Here is a 21,842-nt window from a genome sequence, read left to right as displayed (position 1 = left end):
CCCGTCACTCCCTGCGTGGCGGTGGCAAGTCTGTCGTCTTGAGAGTGATCTATGTTTTTGACTTGTGAACAGAACCGCCTGCCGGCGGGACCCGCATTCGCTTCGGAGGTGGCGTTGTGGGCCGTTGCCGAAATGTGGGGCGGCGAAGATGTGCTCATCCTGCAGTTCGCCGCCACAAAACGCGGTCTTCCCCGGGTTGCAATGGTGGGGCTCTCAACAGGTGGTGCAAATACGCTGATGCAGCTTGAATCGGACGGCCAGATCGTGCGGGGCGCCGCGGTGCTGAGCGCCAGGCAGAAGAATTGTGCGCAGTGGACGCTGGAGCCGGTGAGCGAAATTCACCTCGGCGCCACGGAAGCCTTCGATGACCAGTCTCCGCTGGTGTCCTTTGCGCGCTTCACGACCGCAGCGGGCGAGCACATCTCGCTGCCCATCGGTTTCGCCGCCAAGCACTCCCGTGGCAGGCGCATTTACCCGAGTACCCCGGCGCGTTCGCCGAAGGCTGGCCGCCGGAAACCGGCCGATGTAGCAGACTGACGTATGCGCATCCAGATCGCCTCCGACCTGCATCTCGAAATCGTGCACCAGAGTTTTCCTGGCTACAACCTGTTCGCACCGTCCGATGCACGCGTGCTGGTGCTCGCGGGGGACATTGCGAAGGGTGCGGACGCCATCGAACCGTTTGCGCGCTGGCCGGTGCCGGTGATCTATGTGCATGGCAATCATGAAGCGTATGGCGTGGCGTACGGCACGCTCGCTGACACCATCCGCATGCGCGCGGCCGGCACCGCGGTTCAGTACCTCGAGCGCGACACGTTTGTCATGTACGACGTGCGGTTTCTCGGCTGCTGCCTGTGGACGGACTATGCACTCAATGGCATGCGCGAGCGGAGCATGGCGCTGGCCGGGCGCATGCTGCCTGATCATCGCGTGATCCGTGTCCATGACGGCGGACGGTTCCGGCCCGAGCATGCGCTGGCCGAACACGAAAAGGCGCTCGACTGGTTGCAGCACGAACTGGCGAAACCCTTCAACGGGCGCACGGTCGTGGTGACCCATCACGGCGTCGCGCCGCTGTCGGTGCATCCGCGCTTCCTTGACGATCCCGTCAGCCCGGCATTTGTCAGTGACCTCCGACCGCTGCTCCAGATGGCCGATGTGTGGATCCACGGCCACGTGCATGATCCGGTCGACTATCGCGTCGGCGAGACGCGCGTGATTGCCAATCCGCGCGGCTATGCGACGAACCGTCTGATGGCGGGTGCGCCGGCCGACCTGAAATGGGAAAACCCTGCGTTTGATCCGGCGCTGGTGATTGAGGTCTGATCGTCGGTGCTGCGGCGCCGTGTGTAGCGGGCGACGACGCGCGCGGCCCGTCCGCGACAACGGGATACGGGTACCGGTGATGCCGATGCCCGGCGGTAGTCAGATCAGGGCAGGCCAGGGCGACTGGCCCGTCACGGACCCCATCAGGAGGAACAACATGACCGGGATCGAAACACGGGCCGAAGAGACGTCCGGGCTGTACGCAGGCCTCAGGCTGACCGGTTGCCGGGCGATCGGCGTGCTCCGCGCCACTGACCCGGAACTGGTTGACGCGCTGCTGGCAACGTTCGAATCCCACGACAAGGCGGCTCGCTGGCTCGTGGGCCGCACACTCGGTTTCGGCGGATCCAGCGCGCTTGAGCTGCTGGCGCAGGGGGAGCGCGAGCGGGTCATGCACGTCCTCAATCACCTCCGTTACGGCCTGTGTGCATGACGACGCCGGAGGCCTTCAGCGGCGGTCTGGCAGGAACCCGTATGGCGCCCGCTGCGGTCCCGGTCCCCGCTGCCTGGCCCGGGCCGGCCCGCACCGGCGGCCGGGTACTCTATCTGGATTTTGACGGGGTGCTGCATCCGGAAAATGTCTGGCGGCGCCCGGGCATCGGCCCCTATGTCGCGACACCGCCGGGGCATCGCGTGTTCGAGCTGGCGTCGCTGCTCGCGCAGGCGCTTGAGCCGTATCCGGATCTCCAGATTGTGCTGGCAACGAACTGGGTGCGCGTGCTCAGCTTCACGCGGGCCGCCCGGCGGCTGCCCGCCGGTCTGCGCGTGCGCGTGATCGGTGCGACGTATCACAGCAGGATGGATGCTGCCGCGTTCCAGGAAATGCCGCGCGGTGTTCAGGTCCTCGCGGACGTGAGTCGCCGGCGGCCGGCGGCATGGCTTGCACTCGACGACGATGCCGAAGGCTGGGCACCTGCATGGCGGACACACCTGGTCCGCACGCACGCAGTGCTGGGCATCAGCGCGCCTGAGGTTTTCGCCGAGCTCCGCGAAAAGCTCGCCGGCATGTATCGCGAAGGCGCAGCCGGGTGCGAACCGACCAGGCCCCACGGTGCAGGTCACGAGGAGCGGCCTGAGCCGGGACGGATGGTCGTGTCAGGTCCGCGTGCATCGCGTACGTGACGGGTACAGAACCTGAAGCTGCAGTGAACTTCCTTGCCGGGGCGTCGGGAGTCGGACACGTTTGCGAAGAGACTACGTTCACAGAAAGAGCCGCTGGCAGGGCCGCCGGCAACCGTTCTGGCTGGCCCGAGAGACTACAGATATCGGGAAGCCATCTGACATGGAGCGCGCGTGACCAAAGCGAACCGGCGAAAGAGACGGCGACAATCATTGCCGCCCTGCGAGAGCAGCGCACAGTTACGGGCGCGCCTGAAGGCGTTCGCGCTCGCTACGCGTAAAACAGGAACGGTGATGGCTGCAGACTTCTACCCGCTTCAGACGCAGCGGGAGGAAACGATCCAGAAAATACTGGCCGAGGGAGAGTGGATCGGCGCAGACACCGCTCCCGGGGACGTGGCCGGATGGCAGCAACACGGCTGGATCTTTGGCGTCGAAGCAGCTGGCGGCAGGCTGTACTTTGCCCGATACCAGTTCGATGATCACGATGAACCGCGGCCAGTCATCCGGGAGATTCTGGCGGAACCCGGCCCCGCCGCAGACCCGTGGACAATTGCCGCCTGGTTTCACTTTCCCAACGGCTGGATTGTGAAGGAAGGGTGTTCCGGTCCGGTCGCGCCGAAAGATGCGCTCGACTGCCCCACCGCGGTCCTCAATGCCGCGCGCCGGTTCCGCGGAACATTCGTGGCGTAACGGCTCGGTGACGTGATCATCTTCTCACCGCGGCAATGTCCCTCTGGACATGTCGACTGATTAAGCAAAGGAAAACCATCATGGGCACCAAAGACACGATCCGGTTTCAGGAGAAGACAGGTGAACTGCCAGGCTGGACGCTCTATACCGAACTGTTCGAGAAAGACGACATCGTCTATCTGGAGCTCGAGGGCGTGCAGGCCGATGTGACCATGATCGGCAGTCTCTGGGGGCATCCCACCGGCACTGTCGTGCTGCGTCTGCCGACGGCCACGGCGCGGCAGCTGGGGCTGGTTCCGCGAGAGTGGACAAGGGATGCGCCGCGATTGAAGGAGTAGGGCATGCTCGAATTCCGGGAGAAATCGGTGTACGAGGTCTCAGCGTGCACGTGCGATCGCTGCGGACGGCGCATGACCCCGGATGATGCCGACCGGGAGTGGCATGAACGGGTGTCGATCGCCTGTCACGGGGGATTCCATTCCATTTTTGGCGATGGCTGCGCGATCAGTGTCGACCTGTGCCAGCACTGTGTCCGGGACACTTTAGGTGAATGGTTGCGGATCTCATCAACGAGCATCGACGACAATGACCTGTCTTCAGACCCGCTTGCGTTGAGCGCCTTGCGGGGCATCGTCCGGCATGGTGCCGACGATGCCATGTCTGTCGAGGCGATGAACGCCGCCGTCGCGGCCGGCGCGATTGCCTCCGGGAGAGGTGACCCGTCGCCCGATACCGGCCCGACGGCCGTCGCTGACATCAGCCGGATCGTGATGGCACTGGATGCGACGCGTGCCGCGGCGTCGGTGATTCTCAACGCGCTGGAAAACCTCGGGAGTGCAATCACGCCGGAAGCCGGGGCAGAGCTGACGCGCCAGGTGCGGCAACACATCAACGGGCAGGAGGAGAGCGCCCTGCAAGGACTCGTCGACGCTTCGCCGGTCAGGCGGTTGCCCCTTTCGCGCGCCGGGATGGAGGCGAAGGCGGTTGCCGCCGTGCTCAGCGGAACGACATGGGTGACCGCTCAAACCGTTGGCAGGCGGCAGAATCCCGATGCCTCGAATCTGCAGGCGGTGACGAGCCGTTGGGAGAAGGAGGGCAAGATCTTTTCCATCGAGCGGGCCGGACAGACTTTATATCCGGCATACATTTTTGACGAACTCGGCAATCCCATCCCCGAAGTCGCAGAGATTCTGAAGGTCTTTCACGATTACATGCCGCTCCGGATTGCCTCATGGTTCGAGTCGACGAACAGCATGCTCCAGGGCAAACGTCCTCGTGAGAGCCTGGCAACAGATCCGTCGGCCGTAGTCGATGCTGCCCGGGATCATGTAAAAGGAGCGACGCATGGATAGCACGGTCGCGTTGCATTTAACGTCGCACCTCGTTTCATGCCGAGGCTTGCGGATGGACGGCGGGGTTCGGCCAAGAGCGGTCCTCCGCACTCTTTGGGTGAACGTCTGTTGACGAGCGACGAACCGCCATTTTGCAGCGACGACGACCGATGATTCGACAGACGGGCCAAACGCGCGACGGTGAATTTCATTTGAGCGATCGGGCCTGTGCCATCACAGCAAGCAGGGTGATTGTGTTTTTTTATGTTCGGCCAGTATGCGTTAGAGGACAGTATCCTATATATGAGAAGATACTAAAGAGCAGGCCGGTGAATTTTGTCCGATAAGGCTTAGCATCCTCGCCTATAAAGAAGAGGATATCAGCGGAGCGGACATGCCAAAGAAAAACGCTGTCCCTAGCGCAACAAAAGGCGAACGGAGTCCTCCTCCACGCGGTAAAAATCCGTCCTTCCTGTCGATTCTCAAAGCAGTTTACCGGGCCACCAAGCTTTACATCGCCCTCCTTGTAACGTTCGCTGGCGTCCCGATTGTTGTCATCCGAGAGGCCACCAGCTTTGGGGTTCCTGAGTGGCTTGCGTACATCTTTTCGGCTATCCCAGCCCTGCTGATCTCTCTATGGCTCGTGCCGGCGTGGCGCGAACAGAGGAACAAGCGTATCGCGACAGAGCGGGGTATTCACGGACAGATCAAAGATCCGGAGTATTTCCGCCTTACACCGTACGACTCTGCAGCAGACTTTCGCCGTGCGGACAACGTGCACGAGAAGGTCTATGAATGGCTGATGGGGAATCCTGCGCCGCTGCTCTACCTTAGCGGCGCGTCGGGTTCCGGGAAAAGCTCAATCATCTCTGCCTGGGTGGTACCCAAACTCGCCCGTGAGGGCGTCCTGACTCAGGTCGTGAGCGCTCGGATCGTCGGCAACCCCATTTCCGCGGTTACTCAGGCCCTGTTGAAGCCTGGCGTGATCTGGGAGCGCCCGCCGACCGGCGGAAACGAAAGTCTGCGCGACATGTTGGAACGAGCGGGGAGGCGCATTGATACCAAGAAGCTGCTTTTGGTGCTCGACCAGTTCGAGGAGTTCCTGATTCTAGCTGACGACGCGCAACGCGATGCTTTCACCGCGCTTCTGCACTCGCTAGCGGAAAGACCTGTGCGAAATCTGCAGGTGCTGATGATCCTGCGCAGCGACTACCGCGCGCTTCTCGATACGCTCGGACTTCCGGAAATCGAAAAAGATCGGAAGGAGGTTCCGGCTTTTCTCGAACGCGATGCGATGACGTTTCTTCGAAATTCAGGACTCACAGTCAGCCCCATACTTGAGACCGAAATTCGCGAAGAAGCGCGCGAAGTAGAGCAGACGCCTGGTCTCATTCGTCCGGTCACCATCAATCTTTTTGGAATGGTGGTGGGCCGCTTTGAAGCGCTCCCCAAAAATTACCGAAGAGGCACGCTGCTGCGCAGCTATCTTCGAGATCTGATCGAAAGAAAAGATATACGTGACTTCGCCCCTTCAATACTGCGTTGCATGATGACCGGCAATGGGACCAAGCAACCCGTTTCTTGCGCAGACATCGCGCGCACTGTCGGACTCAGTCCGGCGCAGGTACGCGGCCATCTGGTGCCCCTCGCGAGCGAGGGTATCGTGCGTGAACTTGACCCGAAACAGGGAAAATGGGAAATCGCTCACGATTTCATCGCCGGTCTCTATCATCAGATTCTGGCAGGCTGGCGCGTCTCCGCTTGGCGACGTGCAAGGCCATGGGTAATTGGAGGCGGAACCATTATATGGCTTGTGGGTATATTTGCTGCGCCGTTCCTGATTCCAACACATCGTCCTGCCGCAGTGAACATTGAAGTGATGCCTGACACTATCAGCCTCGCGCCTTGTTATTATCTTCCGGTCGCCTATCTATTTAAAGAGGTCAACGGGGTTCCGGTCTCCATGAAATCCGAAACAGTCAAATGGATAACCCTTGATGGGCGGGAAATCTATTCCGAAAAGATGGTGAGGATATTTGGCGGCTCTTTCACTATTCCGGGCAAAGGTAATTATGAATTGAGGGATAATATATACCTCCCTCCTGCGATTGCGAACTATGCGAAGAGTATTAAGGCGAAGGAGATCGAGCTTGTGATCATCTTCAACGGTTCGGACGACAGTGGCCGTTCGACAAGTGTCGAATCGTTTTTGCGGATCGCTATGGCGCCTCAAGTCAAATTTGATAACTGTTTTGATGTACAGCTGCAGCCTCCCTCGCGACGCGTTTTTTGATGATCGTTGCGGCGTGACGAAGATGCGCGGCACCCCTCGGGAGGCTTTGCACCTGTTGTAACGCCTGACGTCTCACGGACAACAACCGCCACCCAAGGTCGCGCATGGAGCGACAAATGGTTCGCGAATGTGTACAGCCTGATCCTTTGTGAGTATGAGCGGATGCGAACACGAATCGGCTGCCTCAAGATACGCCGACCGTGTAGCGTGCGGCCGCTTTGGAGCACGTTGGTGGCGTTCGCGGAGACTGGCTGAGGGGCGGTAACGGGTCGATTTGAGGCATCGGCCCTACACTCGGCATGCGACATGCCATTTACGGTGCCGTCCCAATGCTCACATTCGGAGCACGGGCGCTTCGCTCCGTATGGGTTGGAGAGGGTAGACATGGTTAAATGCTATATAAGCATACAGTAGTGTAGGCGCTCGCTCCGCAAGGGCCGTGGCTATCATGGCGGGTCAAGGAGGTCGCCATGTGTACCAGCTACGAAGCCAATCCGAATGACGCCTGGGATGTTTTCGCGATCGCCGGCCTGTGGCGTCAGTGGAAGGAAGGCGAAGGCTCACTGTCCATCGCCTTCACGATGATGACCGTCAACTCCGACGAGCATCTGCTGATGAAACGCTTTCATAAGCTAGGCGACGAGAAAGCGCTCGGTTGTCATCATTCCGCCGACAGAGCACGCGGACTGGTTGTCGTGTAAATCGACTGACGAGGCGCGCTCTTTCCTGCAACTCTATCCAGTCGAAGCGATGTACGCTGAGGCAAATCCGCTTCCACCGCGGAAGCCGAAGGTTGTCGCTGGCGATGAACCGCTGTCTCTGTTCTGAATGGCCCGGTCCCTTGTCGGCCGCCTTGCCCGTCGCGGAGCACATGAGAAGCAAAACCATGACCGAGATCAAAACACTGGCGAAAGAGGCGTGCGCGCTGTACGGTAGCCTCGGGCAGACCGGTCTCCGGGCGATCGGCGCGCTCCGCTCAACCGACCCGGAACTGGTCGACGAACTCCTGGCAACCTTTGAATCCCGGGGCGAGGCCGCCTCTTGGCTCGTGAGTCGCACGATCGGCTTTGGCGGTTTCAGCGCGCTTGAACTGCTGGCGCAGGGTGAGCGCGAGCGGGTCATGCACGTCCTGAATCACCTGCGTTTCGGCCTGTGTGCATGATGAGAACGCCCGCGTTGAGTGGCGGCATGGAGGAGACCCGCGCGGGGCCCGCTGCGGCCCCAGACTTCATGCGTAGCGTGACGCCCGTAAGAGCGAGGAAACAAACATGAGCCGAGCCATGAGGACATGATGAGTGAAGTTTCTCCAGACGGGCCCGATCCGCTGGTGGCCGCCAGGCGGCGTGGGTGGCGACTGGCCATAGCCGTGTTTAATCATCGTGACACCTTGCGCCCGACGGATGCAGCGTCGTACTCTGGACGCACCGCTACCTCGATCGAGGCGGCCCGACAGCGCGGCGCGCTCTATGCCTTGACCCTGCGGGGCCAACCGCATGAGTTCCGATACCCTCGCTGGCAGTTCGACGCGTGCCCCGAGCGGCTTGCCACTGTGCTCGATCCGTTTGTCCGTGCTCGCAGCAACTGTTACGTGGTCCATCAGTTCCTGCTCACCCCTCATCGCGCGCTTGGCGGCGCGACCCCTGCCAGCATAATCATCGGCACCGGGCACGAACTCGATATCGTGCTGCAACTGATACGCCAGATTCTCGACGCCGAACAGGGTGCTGGGTAGGTTGCGGCTGATCCAGAACGCTCAACGCAGGGAGGGGCGGTGATCCGCGTGCCGCGAACGAGACCGATGAGAGTAGGCATCCGACCTTTAGCAGTCGAGGGTCGTGAAGTCATCTTCTAACTTCGGTAAGTTATGAGGTGGACCCGTTGTTGGTCTGTCTCAACAGGTCATTTTCATTAACTTGGAAAACGCCATATTTATCGCTGGAACGCCCATCCTCTTTCTTGACGTTAACCTCGCCGCCAGCGTTCGGCCACAACCCGCCGTCCACATGCGTCGGTGACTGGACGTCCGGGCGTCGGCTCCGCCCCGGTAACCGGCCAGTCAACGACGACCGTTCTTTCGGTGGTGCCACACTAATGTTTGCGGCGCGGAGCTTAGGCGCTTCAGTAGTCGTTCGCCGAGGCCGTTCCAGTTTAAAGTTTTCTGATGCCGCCCCTCACTCCGTAGCTATCAGTGCGGGAAGCGCCGAAAACGTTATTGGACTGTGCGTGAAGGTTGGGGCGAAGTAGCGCGACCGCGCGTTTAGCGCGCGAGCCGCGCGGCGGCCAGAAGGTGCTTCCCCGTAAGTAGCAGCGGAGGATTGCCTGAGAGACCTGCACCCCCGGCGCAACGACACATACGCGGACTCCCTTGCTAGCGGCTACTGTCCAGATTGGCGAACGGTGAGTGAGTTGGTAACCGAGGTGACACCCGAAACGCCCTTCGTGACCTCTTCGGCCCGTGACACCTCATCCTGACTGGTCACGCTTCCTTGCAGGGACACAGCACCTCCGCGGGCCCGGACTGTGATGTTGGCCGCATTGAGTTGCTTGTCCTTTGCAAGCGCCGCCCGCACTCGCTTCTGCAGAGCACGGTCGGCGGACTTGCTGCTCGATGCGGACTTCGTCGTTTGGGATGCGGACGACGCATTTCCGCCTTGCGCGAACCCGGCCAACGGCGTGCTGGTCAACAATGAATAAGTTATGAGCAAAGCTGCCTTCTTCGTATTCACTTACACCTCCACTATAAAACGTCTCAATAGTGTGCCCACGCGGCCAAAGTCCAATCGCTCGGGTAGTTCAAGTTATGTGACAAGTTGGGTGGCAGCCGCATAGGGGACCACGCTACGTCGACGAACTACGTCGACGTCAGCGCCCCGTCCCGTTAGAACGTGTGCATCATCCCGAAGTAGCCTCCTTGCTGGTTATGCCCTGCTAACGGCAATGAATCAGCGGTTTCAACCGGCCAGTTCGAATTTTTGCCGTTGAACATTGCTCCGAAGGTCGCGTACACGAAAGTGCGCTTGGAAAGGTTGTACGTTGTGCCGATCACCCCCAGATTTCCACTGCCTCCACCGTGGTTCGCGTTGCCGTGATACCACCCCGCACCGACTGCCAGCGCCGGGTTGATCTGGTACGATGCGCCGAACCATTCTTGCTCGTTGCGGGTCGAAGCGAACGGATTAGTGGCGCTCGCGACAGTATCGCTCCCGGAGGACACTAGTGCCTGATAGCCAGCGTAGAACTTCAGGGCGCTAAATTGATAAGTGCCGCCGATCATGTACTCACGTGAAGATACATACGGATTTGACAACTTACCGTTCCCGTCCCGGATCTCTTCATAGACGCCGTAAGCATTGAAGCCGCCGAGAGAGTAGGTCGCGCTTCCGCTGAGCTGTCGATTCCCACGGAAATTTCCGGCTGCGTTTCCGAAGCCATTCTGCAACCTGAAGGAAAAACCTGCCCACTTCGGCGAGTTATAGGTGATCGTGTTGGATCGGGATCCGTACGCGCGACCTTTCGCGAAATTCGCGATGCCAATTGCTTGCTGGCCCAACGGATCGAGATAGTATCCTGTCTCATCCGTCAAACTCATGACCTGGCCGGCCCAAAGGCTGCCCCAGCCGTCTTTATTGAGCCCGACATAAGCATAACGATTGAATAAGCTTTGTCCGACTTGACCCGTTCCGGCCGTGAACGCGCTTTCCAGCTTGAACTCCGCGTGCAAACCGCCGCCGAGGTCTTCACTGCCCGTCAGGCCCCACCAGCTTATACCGTACTGATTGCTTCCGAAACGGTACTGGTTCGCGGTCTGGCCGTTAGCCGTTGCGACGTTGTTAACGAAATCAAGTCCGGATGCGATCCGTCCGTACAACGTGACCGAGCTCTGAGCATGCGCGGCACCCATACCAGATGCGACGAAAGTCGCAATAAAAATCGCCTTTTTCATTGTTCCTCCATGTTAGGTAGTCTTATTTGTGGCAAGTCTCTTGGAAGTTTATTAGTAGTCAGTACTCCATATAAAATGGACGTCGGTTAGTCGAGCGTCGTTGATGACGAAGGAAAGCCGTATTCAGATCAAACGACGGTCAAGCTGACGACGAGACAAGCATGGCGATACGAGACCGCGGCGAGCGAGTAACAACCAGGGAACCCTGACTCTGCTAGTTTTGAAGCACTAGAGGAGCGAGGAATAACCGCTCCTCTTCCACGAAGAGGTCTTTTATGGCGGCATCGTGCGCGACCCGATATGGCATAGAAGGCCGTTCGCGGAGCCACGTTTCTTTTGTGCCGTTCCAGAGTTGAACAGGACTAGTTCGTCTGTCGTCGTCTGGTCCTCGCTGAGCACAGCAGACACAAAGTTTGGGTCCGTGGCCATTGTTTCCAGCAACCCAGCGAGGAGCGGGACAAACAGTTCCCTGGTCGAGGGCAAAATCTTGAAGCGCGTGTAGAGCGAGACCATCCTGCTGTCCCTCTTTGGTTACCGATCAGCCCTCGAACTGGCGAATCGTCGCGTTGTACGCGCGTGTAGCCATTTCTTCCAGAGGAAGCTTGCGTTCCACTTCGGACAGGATTTCCACCCCCCACGGACCGTCGAAGCCCGTCGCCTGCACAGCCTTGATGAAGCCCTTCACGTCGAGCACGCCTTCGCCGGGCAGGCGGCGTTTGTGGATCGTGTCCATCCACAGCGGCTCGATCGCATAGCGGTCTGCGTCGTCGAGTTCGATGCCCTTGATGAAGCCAGGCTTTATCGTTGCAATTTCCTTGAAGTCGACGTTTCCACGGCTCAAGTGCCAGATGTCGAGCAGCAGACCCGCGTTTGCCTTGTTCGCACCTTCGACGATTGCTCTGCCGGTTTCAATCGTGCGAACGTTGCTGAAAGGCATGATTTCCAGCATGACCTGCGTACCGCGTTTTTCGGCGTCATCGGCCAGCTTTCCGAATTCGTCGACCATGAGAGGTACGTTCGCAGCTTCCTCGCCAATCCCGGGCCCGACCTTAACGATACGCGCCCGAAGTTCTTCGGCAGCTTTGAGGTAGTAGTACCGCATGCTGTCGGAGGTGCGGCGTCGCTCGCCGGTCTGATACCAGTCAACGAGAAACTCGAACTCAACGTGCTTGATGTCATTGGCCTCGAGGATTCGGCGCATTTCGGGGAAGCCAATCTTGTCAGCAGTAGCGTAGATGTCCGTGTGAATCAGGCCGATTCCGTCCCAACCCGCCTTTGCTGCGGCCTCGACACGATCCCTGAAACTGAACGGACTGATCTCGGTTGGGCCGAATGGATAAACGTCGCCAGACAGAGTGAAGTAAGCGGCGACAAGCTCGATTTTGGACTCAGACATAAGACCCTCACGGAAAACAGCGACGCGTCCGACATGGGCGTCGCTTGAGATTTCCGCAACTATCACGTAGTCGCTCTGGCGAATAAATAACCAGAGAATCGCCAGTGAGTAGACTTCAAGGATACCGTCCTGTTTTCTGCCTGACCGCCCGGCGGCATCTCCTCCGCCAAAGCCGCGCCCAGCCTCATTTTTCCGGCTCTCGCGGACCTTCCGCGGACGTTGGCGCGGAATTTTTCCGCTGGGCGGAAATAACTTTTCGTGCTGTTGCATTTTTCTTTCCGGCGCGACGCCTTACTGTGCCTCCCATGAACAACAAAACGGACCCTTCCAGTTCGGGTTCAGGAGACAGCAGCGTGACCTTCCGCGCATCTATTACCCCTTCTACAACGTCGCCGCTGTTCTCAGCGAAGTCGCTCAGTAGCCCAGGGCGGCGTTCCTTGCGCCGACGCAGAGTGACGAGCGCGCGTGCGCCTGCGTGACAGACTCTTCGCCCAAACGCCAGGCGCGTTAAGTCGGCGATCTGTAGAAGGCCACGTTGGATCTGACGGATATCGTGTCCTGATGACCTATACCGACCCTCGTCTCTAGCGCCACTTGCGATTCACGCAAGTTTGACGTTCCAAGGCACTAATCATCGATACAAGGAGTATTCGAATGTCCGGTTCTATCAATTTCGTCGCCAGTTATTGGACGGTTTCTGGTGCGGTGTACCCGCTGGCAAAAACTGAAGTCAGCCCATTCAGCTTTGAAGAACGCGTTGAAACAGCCGCTCGGGCAGGTTTCAAGGGGATGGGCTTTGTGCATCAGGATCTCGTCGCAGTCCGCGATCGTCTCGGCTACGCGAACATGAAGCGAATCCTCGAGACGAACGGCATCGAGGATATCGAGGTCGAGATTCTGACCGACTGGTTTGCCGATGGCGATCGCAAGGCGCGGTCCGACCTTGAACGTGCCGATCTCCTGGAGGCCGGCGAAGCATTGGGCGCCAGGGCGCTGAAGGTTTCAGGTGATCACCAGGCCAAAGAGTGGCCCCACGAAGTGCTTGTGGAAACCTTCCGCGATCTGTGCGCCGAATTCGGCCGAGGCGGCATGAAGGTCGGCATTGAAATCATGCCGTGGTCGAACTTCAACAGTGTGAACGGCACGATGGCCGTCGTGCGCGATTCCGGCGCGATGAATGGAGGTTTGTTCCTCGACATCTGGCACATCGAACGCGGCCCTTCGACGATGGCAGACATTGCGCGTCTCGAAGCTAGCGACATCGTCTCCGTTGAGATCAATGACGCCGCCAAGGAAATGGTAGGAGACATCTGGAATGACACGCTCCACCACCGTCTCCTGCCCGGTGAGGGAACCTTCGCCGTCCGTGAATTCATCGATGCGGTGCGCGAGACGGGCTATGCGGGGCCGTGGGGAGTCGAGATGCTCTCCAAGTCGTGGCGGGAGAAGTCCTTGGCCGAAGCCGCGGAAGCTGCGATCGCTGCTGGCCGCAAATTCCTGGCATAGATCCCGAACCTACGATGCACGCCGCTCGAACATCGGTTGCCGCTCTTCCTCTCCCTTGCGCGGTTAAGGGGAGCGCGGTCGACCTTCGTGGCGGCGCATCGGGCCCCGCGATTTTTCCGGCCAGGGGAAAGGTGATTTCGTTTATGGGCATTTTTCGTGTGGCGGCAATGCCTTAATTTCAAGCTCAGCCACGCAGCCCTTGATTCATCGCGCGGACCTGTAATCACACACGTGACGCGCACAAAAATACCGCTGAGACCGGCGGATTCACACATTAACGGAGACAAAGCATGAGCTCAAAATCGTTTGTGCAAGCCATTGGTACGACCCTCGCGTCCGTCGCGACGCTGGCGAGCGTTTCAACTTTCGCTGCTGCTGAACCGCCCAAGATCGGGTACTCCGCCGGGTTCTTGACCGATCCGTTTCAATCGGTTCTCGTTGAAGGCACCCTCGATCAATCAAAAAGCACCGGTCTTGCTGTCCTCCCCGCATCAAATGCCAACGGTGACGCCGCCAAGCAGATCACCGACGTACGTAACCTCGTCGCAGCGGGTGCCAAGCTTCTCATTGTCAACCCGACCGACAGTCGGGCCATCGTTCCCGCACTCGACTTTGCGAAAGAAAAGAGCATCCCGGTCATCGCGGTCGACGCGGCGCCGGCCGGCGGTACGGTTTATATGATCGTCCGCGCAGACAACATCAAGATGGGTGAGCAGGCGTGTGAAGCGATGGGCAAGGCGCTCAATGGTAAGGGCAAGGTGCTCTCCTTGATGGGTGACCAAGCGACCACCAACGGCCGGGATCGAACGGTCGGCTTCGATGACTGCATGAAGAAAAATTTCCCGAACGTGAAGGTCATCGAACAGCCGACGAACTGGAAGCCCGAAAAGGCCGCGTCCATTACTCAAACCATCCTGACATCCAATCCGGACCTCAACGGGATCTACGCTCAAAGCGACTCCGTCATGCTCCAGGGCGTCCTGAGTGTCTTGAAGAGCGCTGGCAAGCTGGCTCCAAAGGGCGATCCGAAGCACATTGCATTGGTGACCATCGATGGGACGCAAACAGCGCTGAAAAACATTCGGGAAAAATACGTCGACGCTGCGATCTCGCAACCGTTGGATCTCTACATCAAGCATGCCGTCTTCTTCGCCCACCAAGCCCTCAAGACCCCTGACACCGCTGATCACGGTGACATCAAGGCGAACGTAGTTGCCCTGGGGAGTAACAAGATGGATCTCATTCCGGCAACGGTCGTAGACGAGAAGAATGTGAATGACTCGTCTTTGTGGGGTAACGCGAAGAAGTAGGTTTATGAAATTTGGCGCAGGAAGATCTGTTCAAGGATCAGCCAAGTAATAGGAGACACCGAAGTGAACGCAACCGCCGTTGCCGATCCCCATCGTGAAGGCGCAATCGACCGTCCCGTCCTCGCCGCATCCACCCACAACCTTTGCAAGAGCTTTGGTTCTGTGCGTGTGCTGAAGGACGTGTCACTCCAGGTTCCGACAGGCGACTCGCGCGCGCTGGTCGGGCGAAATGGTGCAGGCAAGTCGACGCTTGTTGCACTGCTGACCGGCTTGCACGAGCCCACGTCCGGAACCGTCGAATTCGCAGGGCGTCCCGCGCCCCCTCTGAACGACCGAAATGCGTGGCGGGAGACGATCGCATGTGTCTATCAACGTTGGACGATTATCCCGACTCTTTCGGTTGGCGAGAATCTGCTGCTCAATCGTCAGAACCCGAAGGGTAGCGAGTGGATCAACTGGCGCCGGTCATTCGACTACGCAGCGGATGTGTTGCGTAGCTGGGGACTCGACGTAAATCCAACCATGCCCGCCTGGCGCTTGACCGTCGAGCAACGCCAGATTGTGGAGATCGGTCGTGCGTTACTGCAGGGAAGCCGTTTGCTGGTGTTGGATGAGCCGACCGCTGAACTGGAACGGCGGGAGGTCTCCCGCCTGTTCGATCGCATCAAGGCACTTCAAGAGTCCGGGATCACATTCATGTACATCTCGCATCATCTCGAAGAGATCTACGAGATATGTCAGAGCGTGAGTGTGATGCGCGATGGCGAGCTGGTCGCGGATAGCCTGCTCAAGGATATGCCGAAGGCGAGTCTTGTTGAGGCAATGGTTGGAGCATCAGGGACCGCTCTAAGGCGGACATCAGCGCCACCGGCGAGTGAATCGTCACCGATCACGGCAAGCATCGAAGATGTGTCGCTGGCTGGCAAGATCGAGAGCGTCTCGTTCAGCATTCGCCGTGGAGAATGCCTGGGCATCACTGGCCTGGCGGGTTCAGGAAAGGATGAGCTCGGGGAGGTGATAGCCGGACTTCTGACGCCGGACGCGGGCGTCGTCCACCTCGATGGTCAGCCGGTTCCCAGAGGAGACCCCACGGGGGCGCGAAGATGCGGTGTGGGTTTCGTTCCCCGGGACCGACATGAGGAAGGCCTACTACCTCAACTGTCAATTGCCGAGAATATTACCGTGTCGATTAACGACACGTTCGGCTGGGCGGGATTCATCAGTCCTCGGAAACAGGCTGACGCAGCCCGACAATTGATGGAATCACTCGGCGTCGTTGCTTCATCGCAGAGTCAGCCGATCGGCGAACTTAGCGGCGGGAATCAACAGAAGGGTATGGTTGGCCGCGCCCTCGCAACTAAGCCCAAGTTGCTAGTGCTCGCATCTCCCACTCAGGGCGTAGACATCGCATCAAAGGGAGCGTTGTTTTCGATCGTCGAAAAGGCTAGAGCGCGAGGCACCTCCGTCCTCGTGATTTCCGACGACCTGGATGAGCTCGCAATATGCAGTCGCGTTCACGTCCTATTCCGAGGGCGCCTTACCCACACATTCGATGCTGGGTACGACGAGCACAAGCTCGTGGCGGCGATTGAGGGACTGTAGATTCAAACTTGAGGATACCACCGTGGCACACACTTCTTTGCGTACTGTACCGACCGGCATGACGGGCAGGGTCAACATCATCGGATCGCTTCGTGAACTGGTTCTGGTTCCCGTGATCATCGTATCGATGATCATCGGGACATTTCTTAACTCAGCGTTTCTTACCGCGGATAATCTTCTTAATATTCTGCAGCAGTCGTCAGAGCTGTCCATCCTTGTTTTGGCGCAGACGCTCATTCTGATCGCGGGCAAGTTCGACTTGTCTCTTGAGTCAATCGTCGGTTTTGCGCCTATGGTTGCAGGCTGGCTAATGGCTACGGACGCGTCGAATGGCGGGCTGGGCCTGGGGCTTAGCGGCGGCTTGGGCATCACGGTTGCCTTCGCGATCGGCGCTGCGATCGGGTTTTTCAACAGCATGTTGATCGTGAAGCTCCGTCTGAACGCGTTCATCGCCACGCTCGCAATGTTGATTCTGCTGCGTGGTGCGACAGTTGGTATCACCAATGGCCGCACGCTCTTCGACCTGCCGGCAAGCTTCACGTATCTGGGTTCGGCCAAGTGGCTTGGAGTGCCCGCGTCGATCTGGGTTGCTGGCATTCTGTTCGCCGCGTTCGCGGTCCTGCTACGCTACCATCGCCTCGGCCGCTCGATCTACGCGATCGGTGGGAACGCGGAGGCGGCACGTGTCGCTGGTATCCGGGTTGAGCGAATCACCATCCTGATCTACGTCGTCGCAGGCGTGCTGGCCGCACTCTCCGGCATCATGCTGACCGGCCGAATCTCCTCAATCGTTGCAAGCCAGGGCCAGAACATGATCTTCTACGTGTTCGCCGCAGCCGTTATCGGTGGTATCAGTCTCAACGGTGGTCAAGGGAGCCTGATCGGCGCACTGACCGGCGTTCTCCTGTTGGGCATCCTGCAGAACATCCTGACCCTTTCTCAGGTGGCCGCGTTCTGGATCGACGCTGCGTACGGCGCGATCATCCTCGTGGCGCTCGTCATCGCCCGTCTCAGCGGCGAGAAGCCTAGGTCTTAAATTGCGGTCGGTCGAAAACCATATTGGAGAACGTGATGACATTGATTGAGAAGCTGTCGCTGCAGGGTAAGGTTGCGCTCGTGACTGGCGGTGCGGGGGGGATTGGCCAAGCTATTGCCAAGGAGTTGCTAGCGCTTGGCGCGACTGTCGTCCTTTCCGACAGGCCTGACGTTGCCGCTGAAGCAACGAGCAGCCTCGATGCCGATCCTTCGAAGCTTGTTTTCAACGCCTTTAACGTTGCTGATAGTCAGGCGGTCGCGAAGGGCGTTGAAGAGATTGTCTCGAAGCATGGCCGCCTGGATATTCTTGTTGCGAATGCTGGCGTGTCCTACGACGAGACTACACTTGAGCATACCGATGAGAGCTGGCGGCGAGTGATGGGCGTGAACCTGGACGGTGTCTTCTTTTGCGTGCGTGAAGCCGGACGTGCGATGGCAAAGGCAGGCGGAGGGTCTATCGTTGCGATCTCTTCGATCTGCGGTGTCACAGCAGTTCGACCAGAGGTTCACATCGGCTACGACGTGTCGAAAGCCGGGGTCGCGCACATGTGCCGAAATCTTGCGGTCGAGTGGGCGAAACGGAATATCCGTGTCAACGCGGTCAGTCCGGCCTATGCGGAAACGCCCATGCTTCAGGCGGTCGGCGAAGAGAACCCCGCAGTCATGAAGCAATGGCTCGAGGACATGCCGATCGGTCGACTGATGAAGCCGAGTGAAGTCGCCTCCGCTGTCGCGTTCCTTGCCTCGGATGCGGCGAGTGGGATTTCCGGACACAACCTCCTGGTCGACGGCGCATACTCCGTTTCTTAACCGGACACGGGCGCTACACGTCCCAGCTGGGAGGACCGAGCCGCCGTCAGGCGGCTCTTTTTTACCAATACGGGGAGCGAGGGTGAGCGACGGACGATTACGCGTGCGCTGCCCCGACAAGATCCCGGACCTGCTTACGGCGCTGAAGGTTACGTCTGGGCAGGGGAGGGTCCAAGATTCCTTGCGAAGCTATTGATCACAGAACTTACTGTGCAAGGGACGCAGCCACAAGTTCATAAGACCGACACCGCGCGGCCACGTCAAAGATCCGCGCATCGATCATGAGTTCGTCGGCTCCCGTTTCCTCGATGAATTTTCTCAGCCAGTTGCCGACCTCAATCTTGGTTCCGATTGCGATACACGACAGTTCTTGCATCAACCTGTATCTGGCGCTTTCGGACAGGCTTTCGACGAAGCCATCTACCGGCTTTGGCAAGGGCCCTGGATTGCCTGAATGCAGGTTCGCCACCCACTGGAAATGCGAGCTGGCGAGAAATGCGGCCTCTTCGCGCGTTTCAGCAGCAAACGCGTTCACACCGAGCGTCAGGTAGGGACGAGCGAGGTGTTCTGACGGTTTGAAGTTTTGCCTGTACGCGGCGACCGCCTGCCAAAGCAGCTGAGGCGCGAAATGAGACGCGAAAGCGAAAGGCAAGCCCATCGCAGCAGCCAAATGGGCGCCGTATATCCCTGAACCGAGAATCCAGATAGGCACGTCTCGACGGCCTGGAATCGCGCGGATACTTTGTGATCCGTCGTCTGATAGATATCCCTGAAGTAACGCCACGTCTTCGGCAAGGTCCCGAGCGGCTGTATTCGCTCCTCTCACCGCGTGGGAGGTCGCGCTGTCGGCTCCCGGCGCCCGTCCAACGCCCAGGTCAATGCGGCCGGGGTAGAGGCTATCAAGTGTTCCGAATTGCTCAGCGACGACCAGCGGGGAGTGGTTTGGCAGCATGATCCCGCCGGACCCAATTCGGAGCGTCGCTGTCCCAGCAGCCAGATGGCTAATCACAAGGGATGTTGCTGCTGAGCCTATACCTGGCATGTTGTGATGTTCCGCGACCCAGTATCGCTGGTAGCCGTTCCATTCAACATGTCGTGCTAGCCGAAGTGCGTCCTGCAATGAGTCTGCAAGCTCTTTTCCCTCGCCGATCATTACGAGGTCCAAGACCGATAGTGATGTCATCCTTTCCCCAGAAAATACGTGGGCTCCGCATCAGAAGCGGCGAACACGTTGCCGCCTTGCCGGCGGGAGACCGCATTCGCAGATTGGAGCTGCTTTACGATGCTCATCATCACAATGAATCGACGACGAATAAAGACCAAAAGATTCCACAGACAGTGGAATTTTTTTCTATTGAGGGACTGCTCGGCTGAGCCAAAGGATTGGGCGCGATCCGCTTGCGGCGGTCGAGCCGACCTGTTCCTTAGAGGTGCGGCGAGGCGGAGATCCTCGTCGATCAACGTAAAGCCGGCGGTCGATCGGTGAAAATCGAGAGGTCTTGCGTAGCGCGGTTCTGCCGAGCGGAAACAGACCGTACTCGCGATCGATGGCTGCGGAAGGTTTGGTTTAGTCGAGGCCGCCGCTTGCCGCAATTTCGAGCAAAGTGTCGACTACATGGCGCACTTTGGGTCGCAAGTGCCCCACTTTCGGCCAGACTGCGTTCACATCTATGATATCGGTTGATATGTCCTGAAGGATCTCTACCAAACGACCGGACTCGAGATGTTCTCGCACCATGAACATCGGCATTTGACAGCAGCCCATGTCGGCAAGCGCGGCCGCGACGATTGGATCGCCGTCGCTAATTTGATGCGTCGCGGGAGGGGAGATCCGGCGCGACTCGCCGTCAACATTGATTCGCCACGAAAGTGGTAGCCCGCGCCGATGGCCGACAATGCATACGTGATGGTCCAAGTCCTCGGCGTTTTTTGGAGTGCCTCGTTGTGCCAGGTAATTGGGCGATGCAACTATTAGCATTCTTTGACGAGTCAGTCGTCGAGCGACCAGGCCGCTAGAGCTTTGGACCTCGCCAAATCGGATGACGAGGTCAACTCCCTCCTCGATTGGATCAATGAGGTGATCCGAGAAGGTCATCGTGAACTGCAAATCGGGGTTCTTTCGCCCGATATCTAGCAGGATGGGAACGATCACCCTGCGCCCGAACACACCGGGCATATCAATGCGCAGGCGACCGACTGGCCGTTGCTGACCCGGGCCCAGCGCGGTCTCCGCTGCGGCAATCTCTTCAAGGGCGGATGCGCAAGCCGCAAAGTACGCCTCACCGTCCGCGGTAAGCGAGATGCTCCTGGTGGTGCGATGGAAGAGCTGGGCGCCAAGTCGTTCCTCAAGCTTGGCTATTGCCTTGCCGACTGCGGACTTGGTCAGGCCAAGCTGTTCCGATGCATCGGTGAAGCTGCGGGATTTAGCAGCCGTCACAAAAATCAGTATCCCGCTAAACGTATCGGCTTGTGCCATTTCTGCCCGGTTGGCTTGAGAAATAAATTCCCCAATATCCGGCTTTTCCGCTCTAGCGTCAACCTAGAGTATTCCCTTCGAGCATCCGCATCGGTGCGATGCGGGTTCAGACCGGTAAGCCGTCGGACTAAATAAGGCTTCGAATGCTGCCACCATCGACGCCCCATACTGCGGAAGTTACAAACGAAGCCAGGTCCGAAGCGAGGAAAACGATCACGTTGGCCACCTCCTCAGGTTCGCCAAGCCGATTGAGCGGCAGGTTCCGAAGCGACAACTCGCGCTCGACGGCTTCCTTCGGAGCCATTCCATGGAATTTGCCCATGGTATCGGCGAAACCGCCTTCCTTCGTCCAGAACGGTGTCCAAACCGGCCCCGGTGCCACCGCGTTGACCCGGATCTTCGGCGCTTCGGCACGAGCGAGACCCTTCGTAAGAGCGAGGACGGCAGCTTTGGAGGCGGAGTAGTCGATCGGAACTGGCTCAGGCTGGCGTGCCAGGTCAGAAGCATTGTTGATGATGACCCCCTTCTCCCGAGCACGGAGCACGGGGAGGAGATGCCGGCATGTTCTGACGTAGCTCAGGAAGTTGAGGCTCATTGTGAAAGCCCAGTCTTCATCTGAGAGGTCATCGAAGGTTCGAACTTTCCCCGATCCGACGTTAGTGACGAGGATGTCGACTTGGCCGTTGTAAGTCTTGAGCGCAGTGTCAACGCCGGCGGCGACACCGTCTGCCGTCGACAGATCTGCCCGTGCGATCGTGACATTGGTCCCGAGCGAACGCAGCTCGGACTGAGTTTCCTCGAGCGCGCCGGCATCGATGTCGATAAGGCAGAGGCGCGCGCCTTGGCGCGCGAACGCGATGGCGGTTGCCCGACCGATGCCTTGGGCCGCACCTGTTATAAGGACGATCTTGCCTTCAAGGCCTGTGTTCATTCTGTCTCCGATTGCTCAATTGACTTGTTCGTAAGCGTCAATCCTGGTTTTCTGCGGTCCTGTGCAGGGCC

Annotated in this window: 22 protein-coding genes; 16 read left to right on the top strand and 6 right to left on the bottom strand. The window is 58.9% G+C overall.

The annotated features are described in order from the left end of the window. The first annotated feature begins 51 nt into the window (after nucleotides 1-51). The 11 genes from AB4Y32_RS10220 to AB4Y32_RS10170 all read left to right on the top strand — a co-directional run bounded on the left by AB4Y32_RS10220 (nucleotide 52) and on the right by AB4Y32_RS10170 (nucleotide 8,494). Nucleotides 52-537, top strand: coding sequence for a hypothetical protein (locus AB4Y32_RS10220; RefSeq protein WP_368721228.1), 486 nt, complete (start codon nucleotides 52-54; stop codon nucleotides 535-537). Between the two features lie 3 nt (nucleotides 538-540). Further along, complete coding sequence (locus AB4Y32_RS10215; RefSeq protein WP_368721227.1) at nucleotides 541-1,326, top strand: metallophosphoesterase; 786 nt, start codon at nucleotides 541-543, stop codon at nucleotides 1,324-1,326. 157 nt (nucleotides 1,327-1,483) lie between these two features. Next, entirely contained in the window at nucleotides 1,484-1,759 is a 276-nt protein-coding gene (locus AB4Y32_RS10210) for an antitoxin Xre/MbcA/ParS toxin-binding domain-containing protein (RefSeq protein WP_368721226.1), read from the top strand. After that, nucleotides 1,756-2,448: an HAD domain-containing protein gene (locus AB4Y32_RS10205; RefSeq protein WP_368721225.1), complete on the top strand. Its 693-nt coding sequence runs from the start codon at nucleotides 1,756-1,758 to the stop codon at nucleotides 2,446-2,448. Before AB4Y32_RS10210 ends, AB4Y32_RS10205 begins: the two co-directional genes overlap by 4 nt. A 171-nt stretch (nucleotides 2,449-2,619) precedes the next feature. Next, nucleotides 2,620-3,138, top strand: coding sequence for a hypothetical protein (locus tag AB4Y32_RS10200; protein ID WP_368721224.1), 519 nt, complete (start codon nucleotides 2,620-2,622; stop codon nucleotides 3,136-3,138). Nucleotides 3,139-3,218: 80 nt separating this feature from the next. After that, nucleotides 3,219-3,476, top strand: a complete 258-nt coding sequence (locus AB4Y32_RS10195; protein ID WP_368721223.1) for a hypothetical protein — start codon at nucleotides 3,219-3,221, stop codon at nucleotides 3,474-3,476. Between the two features lie 3 nt (nucleotides 3,477-3,479). After that, complete coding sequence (locus AB4Y32_RS10190) at nucleotides 3,480-4,490, top strand: hypothetical protein (RefSeq protein WP_368721222.1); 1,011 nt, start codon at nucleotides 3,480-3,482, stop codon at nucleotides 4,488-4,490. 373 nt (nucleotides 4,491-4,863) lie between these two features. Further along, nucleotides 4,864-6,762, top strand: coding sequence for an nSTAND1 domain-containing NTPase (locus AB4Y32_RS10185; RefSeq protein ID WP_368721221.1), 1,899 nt, complete (start codon nucleotides 4,864-4,866; stop codon nucleotides 6,760-6,762). A gap of 470 nt (nucleotides 6,763-7,232) precedes the next feature. Continuing rightward, on the top strand, nucleotides 7,233-7,463 hold the full coding sequence (locus AB4Y32_RS10180) for a hypothetical protein (protein ID WP_368721220.1): 231 nt from the start codon (nucleotides 7,233-7,235) through the stop codon (nucleotides 7,461-7,463). 185 nt (nucleotides 7,464-7,648) lie between these two features. Then, nucleotides 7,649-7,924, top strand: a complete 276-nt coding sequence (locus tag AB4Y32_RS10175) for a hypothetical protein (RefSeq protein WP_368721219.1) — start codon at nucleotides 7,649-7,651, stop codon at nucleotides 7,922-7,924. A 126-nt stretch (nucleotides 7,925-8,050) separates the two neighbouring features. Continuing rightward, the gene (locus AB4Y32_RS10170) at nucleotides 8,051-8,494 is read left to right on the top strand and encodes an integrase (protein ID WP_368721218.1); all 444 of its coding nucleotides are present in this window, start codon (nucleotides 8,051-8,053) and stop codon (nucleotides 8,492-8,494) included. Nucleotides 8,495-9,137: 643 nt separating this feature from the next. On the opposite strand, the gene AB4Y32_RS10165 is transcribed toward AB4Y32_RS10170, so the two are convergent. The 3 genes from AB4Y32_RS10165 to AB4Y32_RS10155 all read right to left on the bottom strand — a co-directional run bounded on the left by AB4Y32_RS10165 (nucleotide 9,138) and on the right by AB4Y32_RS10155 (nucleotide 12,371). Further along, nucleotides 9,138-9,488, bottom strand: coding sequence for a BON domain-containing protein (locus AB4Y32_RS10165; protein ID WP_368721217.1), 351 nt, complete (start codon nucleotides 9,486-9,488; stop codon nucleotides 9,138-9,140). 152 nt (nucleotides 9,489-9,640) lie between these two features. Continuing rightward, on the bottom strand, nucleotides 9,641-10,705 hold the full coding sequence (locus AB4Y32_RS10160) for a porin (protein ID WP_368721216.1): 1,065 nt from the start codon (nucleotides 10,703-10,705) through the stop codon (nucleotides 9,641-9,643). A 538-nt stretch (nucleotides 10,706-11,243) separates the two neighbouring features. Continuing rightward, on the bottom strand, nucleotides 11,244-12,371 hold the full coding sequence (locus tag AB4Y32_RS10155) for a sugar phosphate isomerase/epimerase family protein (protein ID WP_368721215.1): 1,128 nt from the start codon (nucleotides 12,369-12,371) through the stop codon (nucleotides 11,244-11,246). Between the two features lie 384 nt (nucleotides 12,372-12,755). Here AB4Y32_RS10155 and AB4Y32_RS10150 point away from each other — a divergent pair, with 384 nt between their 5' ends. The 5 genes from AB4Y32_RS10150 to AB4Y32_RS10130 all read left to right on the top strand — a co-directional run bounded on the left by AB4Y32_RS10150 (nucleotide 12,756) and on the right by AB4Y32_RS10130 (nucleotide 18,364). Further along, nucleotides 12,756-13,607 carry a sugar phosphate isomerase/epimerase family protein gene (locus AB4Y32_RS10150; RefSeq protein ID WP_368721214.1) on the top strand — a complete coding sequence of 284 codons (852 nt, stop codon included), beginning with the start codon at nucleotides 12,756-12,758 and terminating at the stop codon, nucleotides 13,605-13,607. Between the two features lie 290 nt (nucleotides 13,608-13,897). Then, a complete protein-coding gene (locus AB4Y32_RS10145) occupies nucleotides 13,898-14,917 on the top strand; it encodes a sugar ABC transporter substrate-binding protein (RefSeq protein ID WP_368721213.1) in 1,020 nt (339 codons plus the stop codon). Between the two features lie 63 nt (nucleotides 14,918-14,980). Further along, a complete protein-coding gene (locus AB4Y32_RS10140) occupies nucleotides 14,981-16,519 on the top strand; it encodes a sugar ABC transporter ATP-binding protein (RefSeq protein WP_368721212.1) in 1,539 nt (512 codons plus the stop codon). Nucleotides 16,520-16,541: 22 nt separating this feature from the next. Further along, nucleotides 16,542-17,555, top strand: coding sequence for an ABC transporter permease (locus tag AB4Y32_RS10135; RefSeq protein ID WP_368721211.1), 1,014 nt, complete (start codon nucleotides 16,542-16,544; stop codon nucleotides 17,553-17,555). A gap of 35 nt (nucleotides 17,556-17,590) precedes the next feature. Further along, nucleotides 17,591-18,364 carry an SDR family NAD(P)-dependent oxidoreductase gene (locus AB4Y32_RS10130; protein ID WP_368721210.1) on the top strand — a complete coding sequence of 258 codons (774 nt, stop codon included), beginning with the start codon at nucleotides 17,591-17,593 and terminating at the stop codon, nucleotides 18,362-18,364. 205 nt (nucleotides 18,365-18,569) lie between these two features. Here the strand turns inward: AB4Y32_RS10130 and AB4Y32_RS10125 are convergent, their stop codons facing one another. The 3 genes from AB4Y32_RS10125 to AB4Y32_RS10115 form a co-directional block, all read right to left on the bottom strand. Beyond that, nucleotides 18,570-19,547, bottom strand: a complete 978-nt coding sequence (locus tag AB4Y32_RS10125; RefSeq protein WP_368721209.1) for an LLM class flavin-dependent oxidoreductase — start codon at nucleotides 19,545-19,547, stop codon at nucleotides 18,570-18,572. Between the two features lie 384 nt (nucleotides 19,548-19,931). Next, a complete protein-coding gene (locus tag AB4Y32_RS10120) occupies nucleotides 19,932-20,840 on the bottom strand; it encodes a LysR family transcriptional regulator (protein WP_368721208.1) in 909 nt (302 codons plus the stop codon). A 127-nt stretch (nucleotides 20,841-20,967) separates the two neighbouring features. Next, a complete protein-coding gene (locus AB4Y32_RS10115) occupies nucleotides 20,968-21,771 on the bottom strand; it encodes an SDR family NAD(P)-dependent oxidoreductase (protein ID WP_368721207.1) in 804 nt (267 codons plus the stop codon). Between the last annotated feature and the right edge of the window lie 71 nt (nucleotides 21,772-21,842).

Origin of the sequence: Paraburkholderia phymatum (genome assembly GCF_040965635.1) — a bacterium.
Lineage (GTDB): Bacteria > Pseudomonadota > Gammaproteobacteria > Burkholderiales > Burkholderiaceae > Paraburkholderia > Paraburkholderia phymatum_B.
The sequence above is the reverse complement of the archived record's forward strand: the minus strand, read 5'-3'. Positions and strand labels throughout refer to the sequence as shown.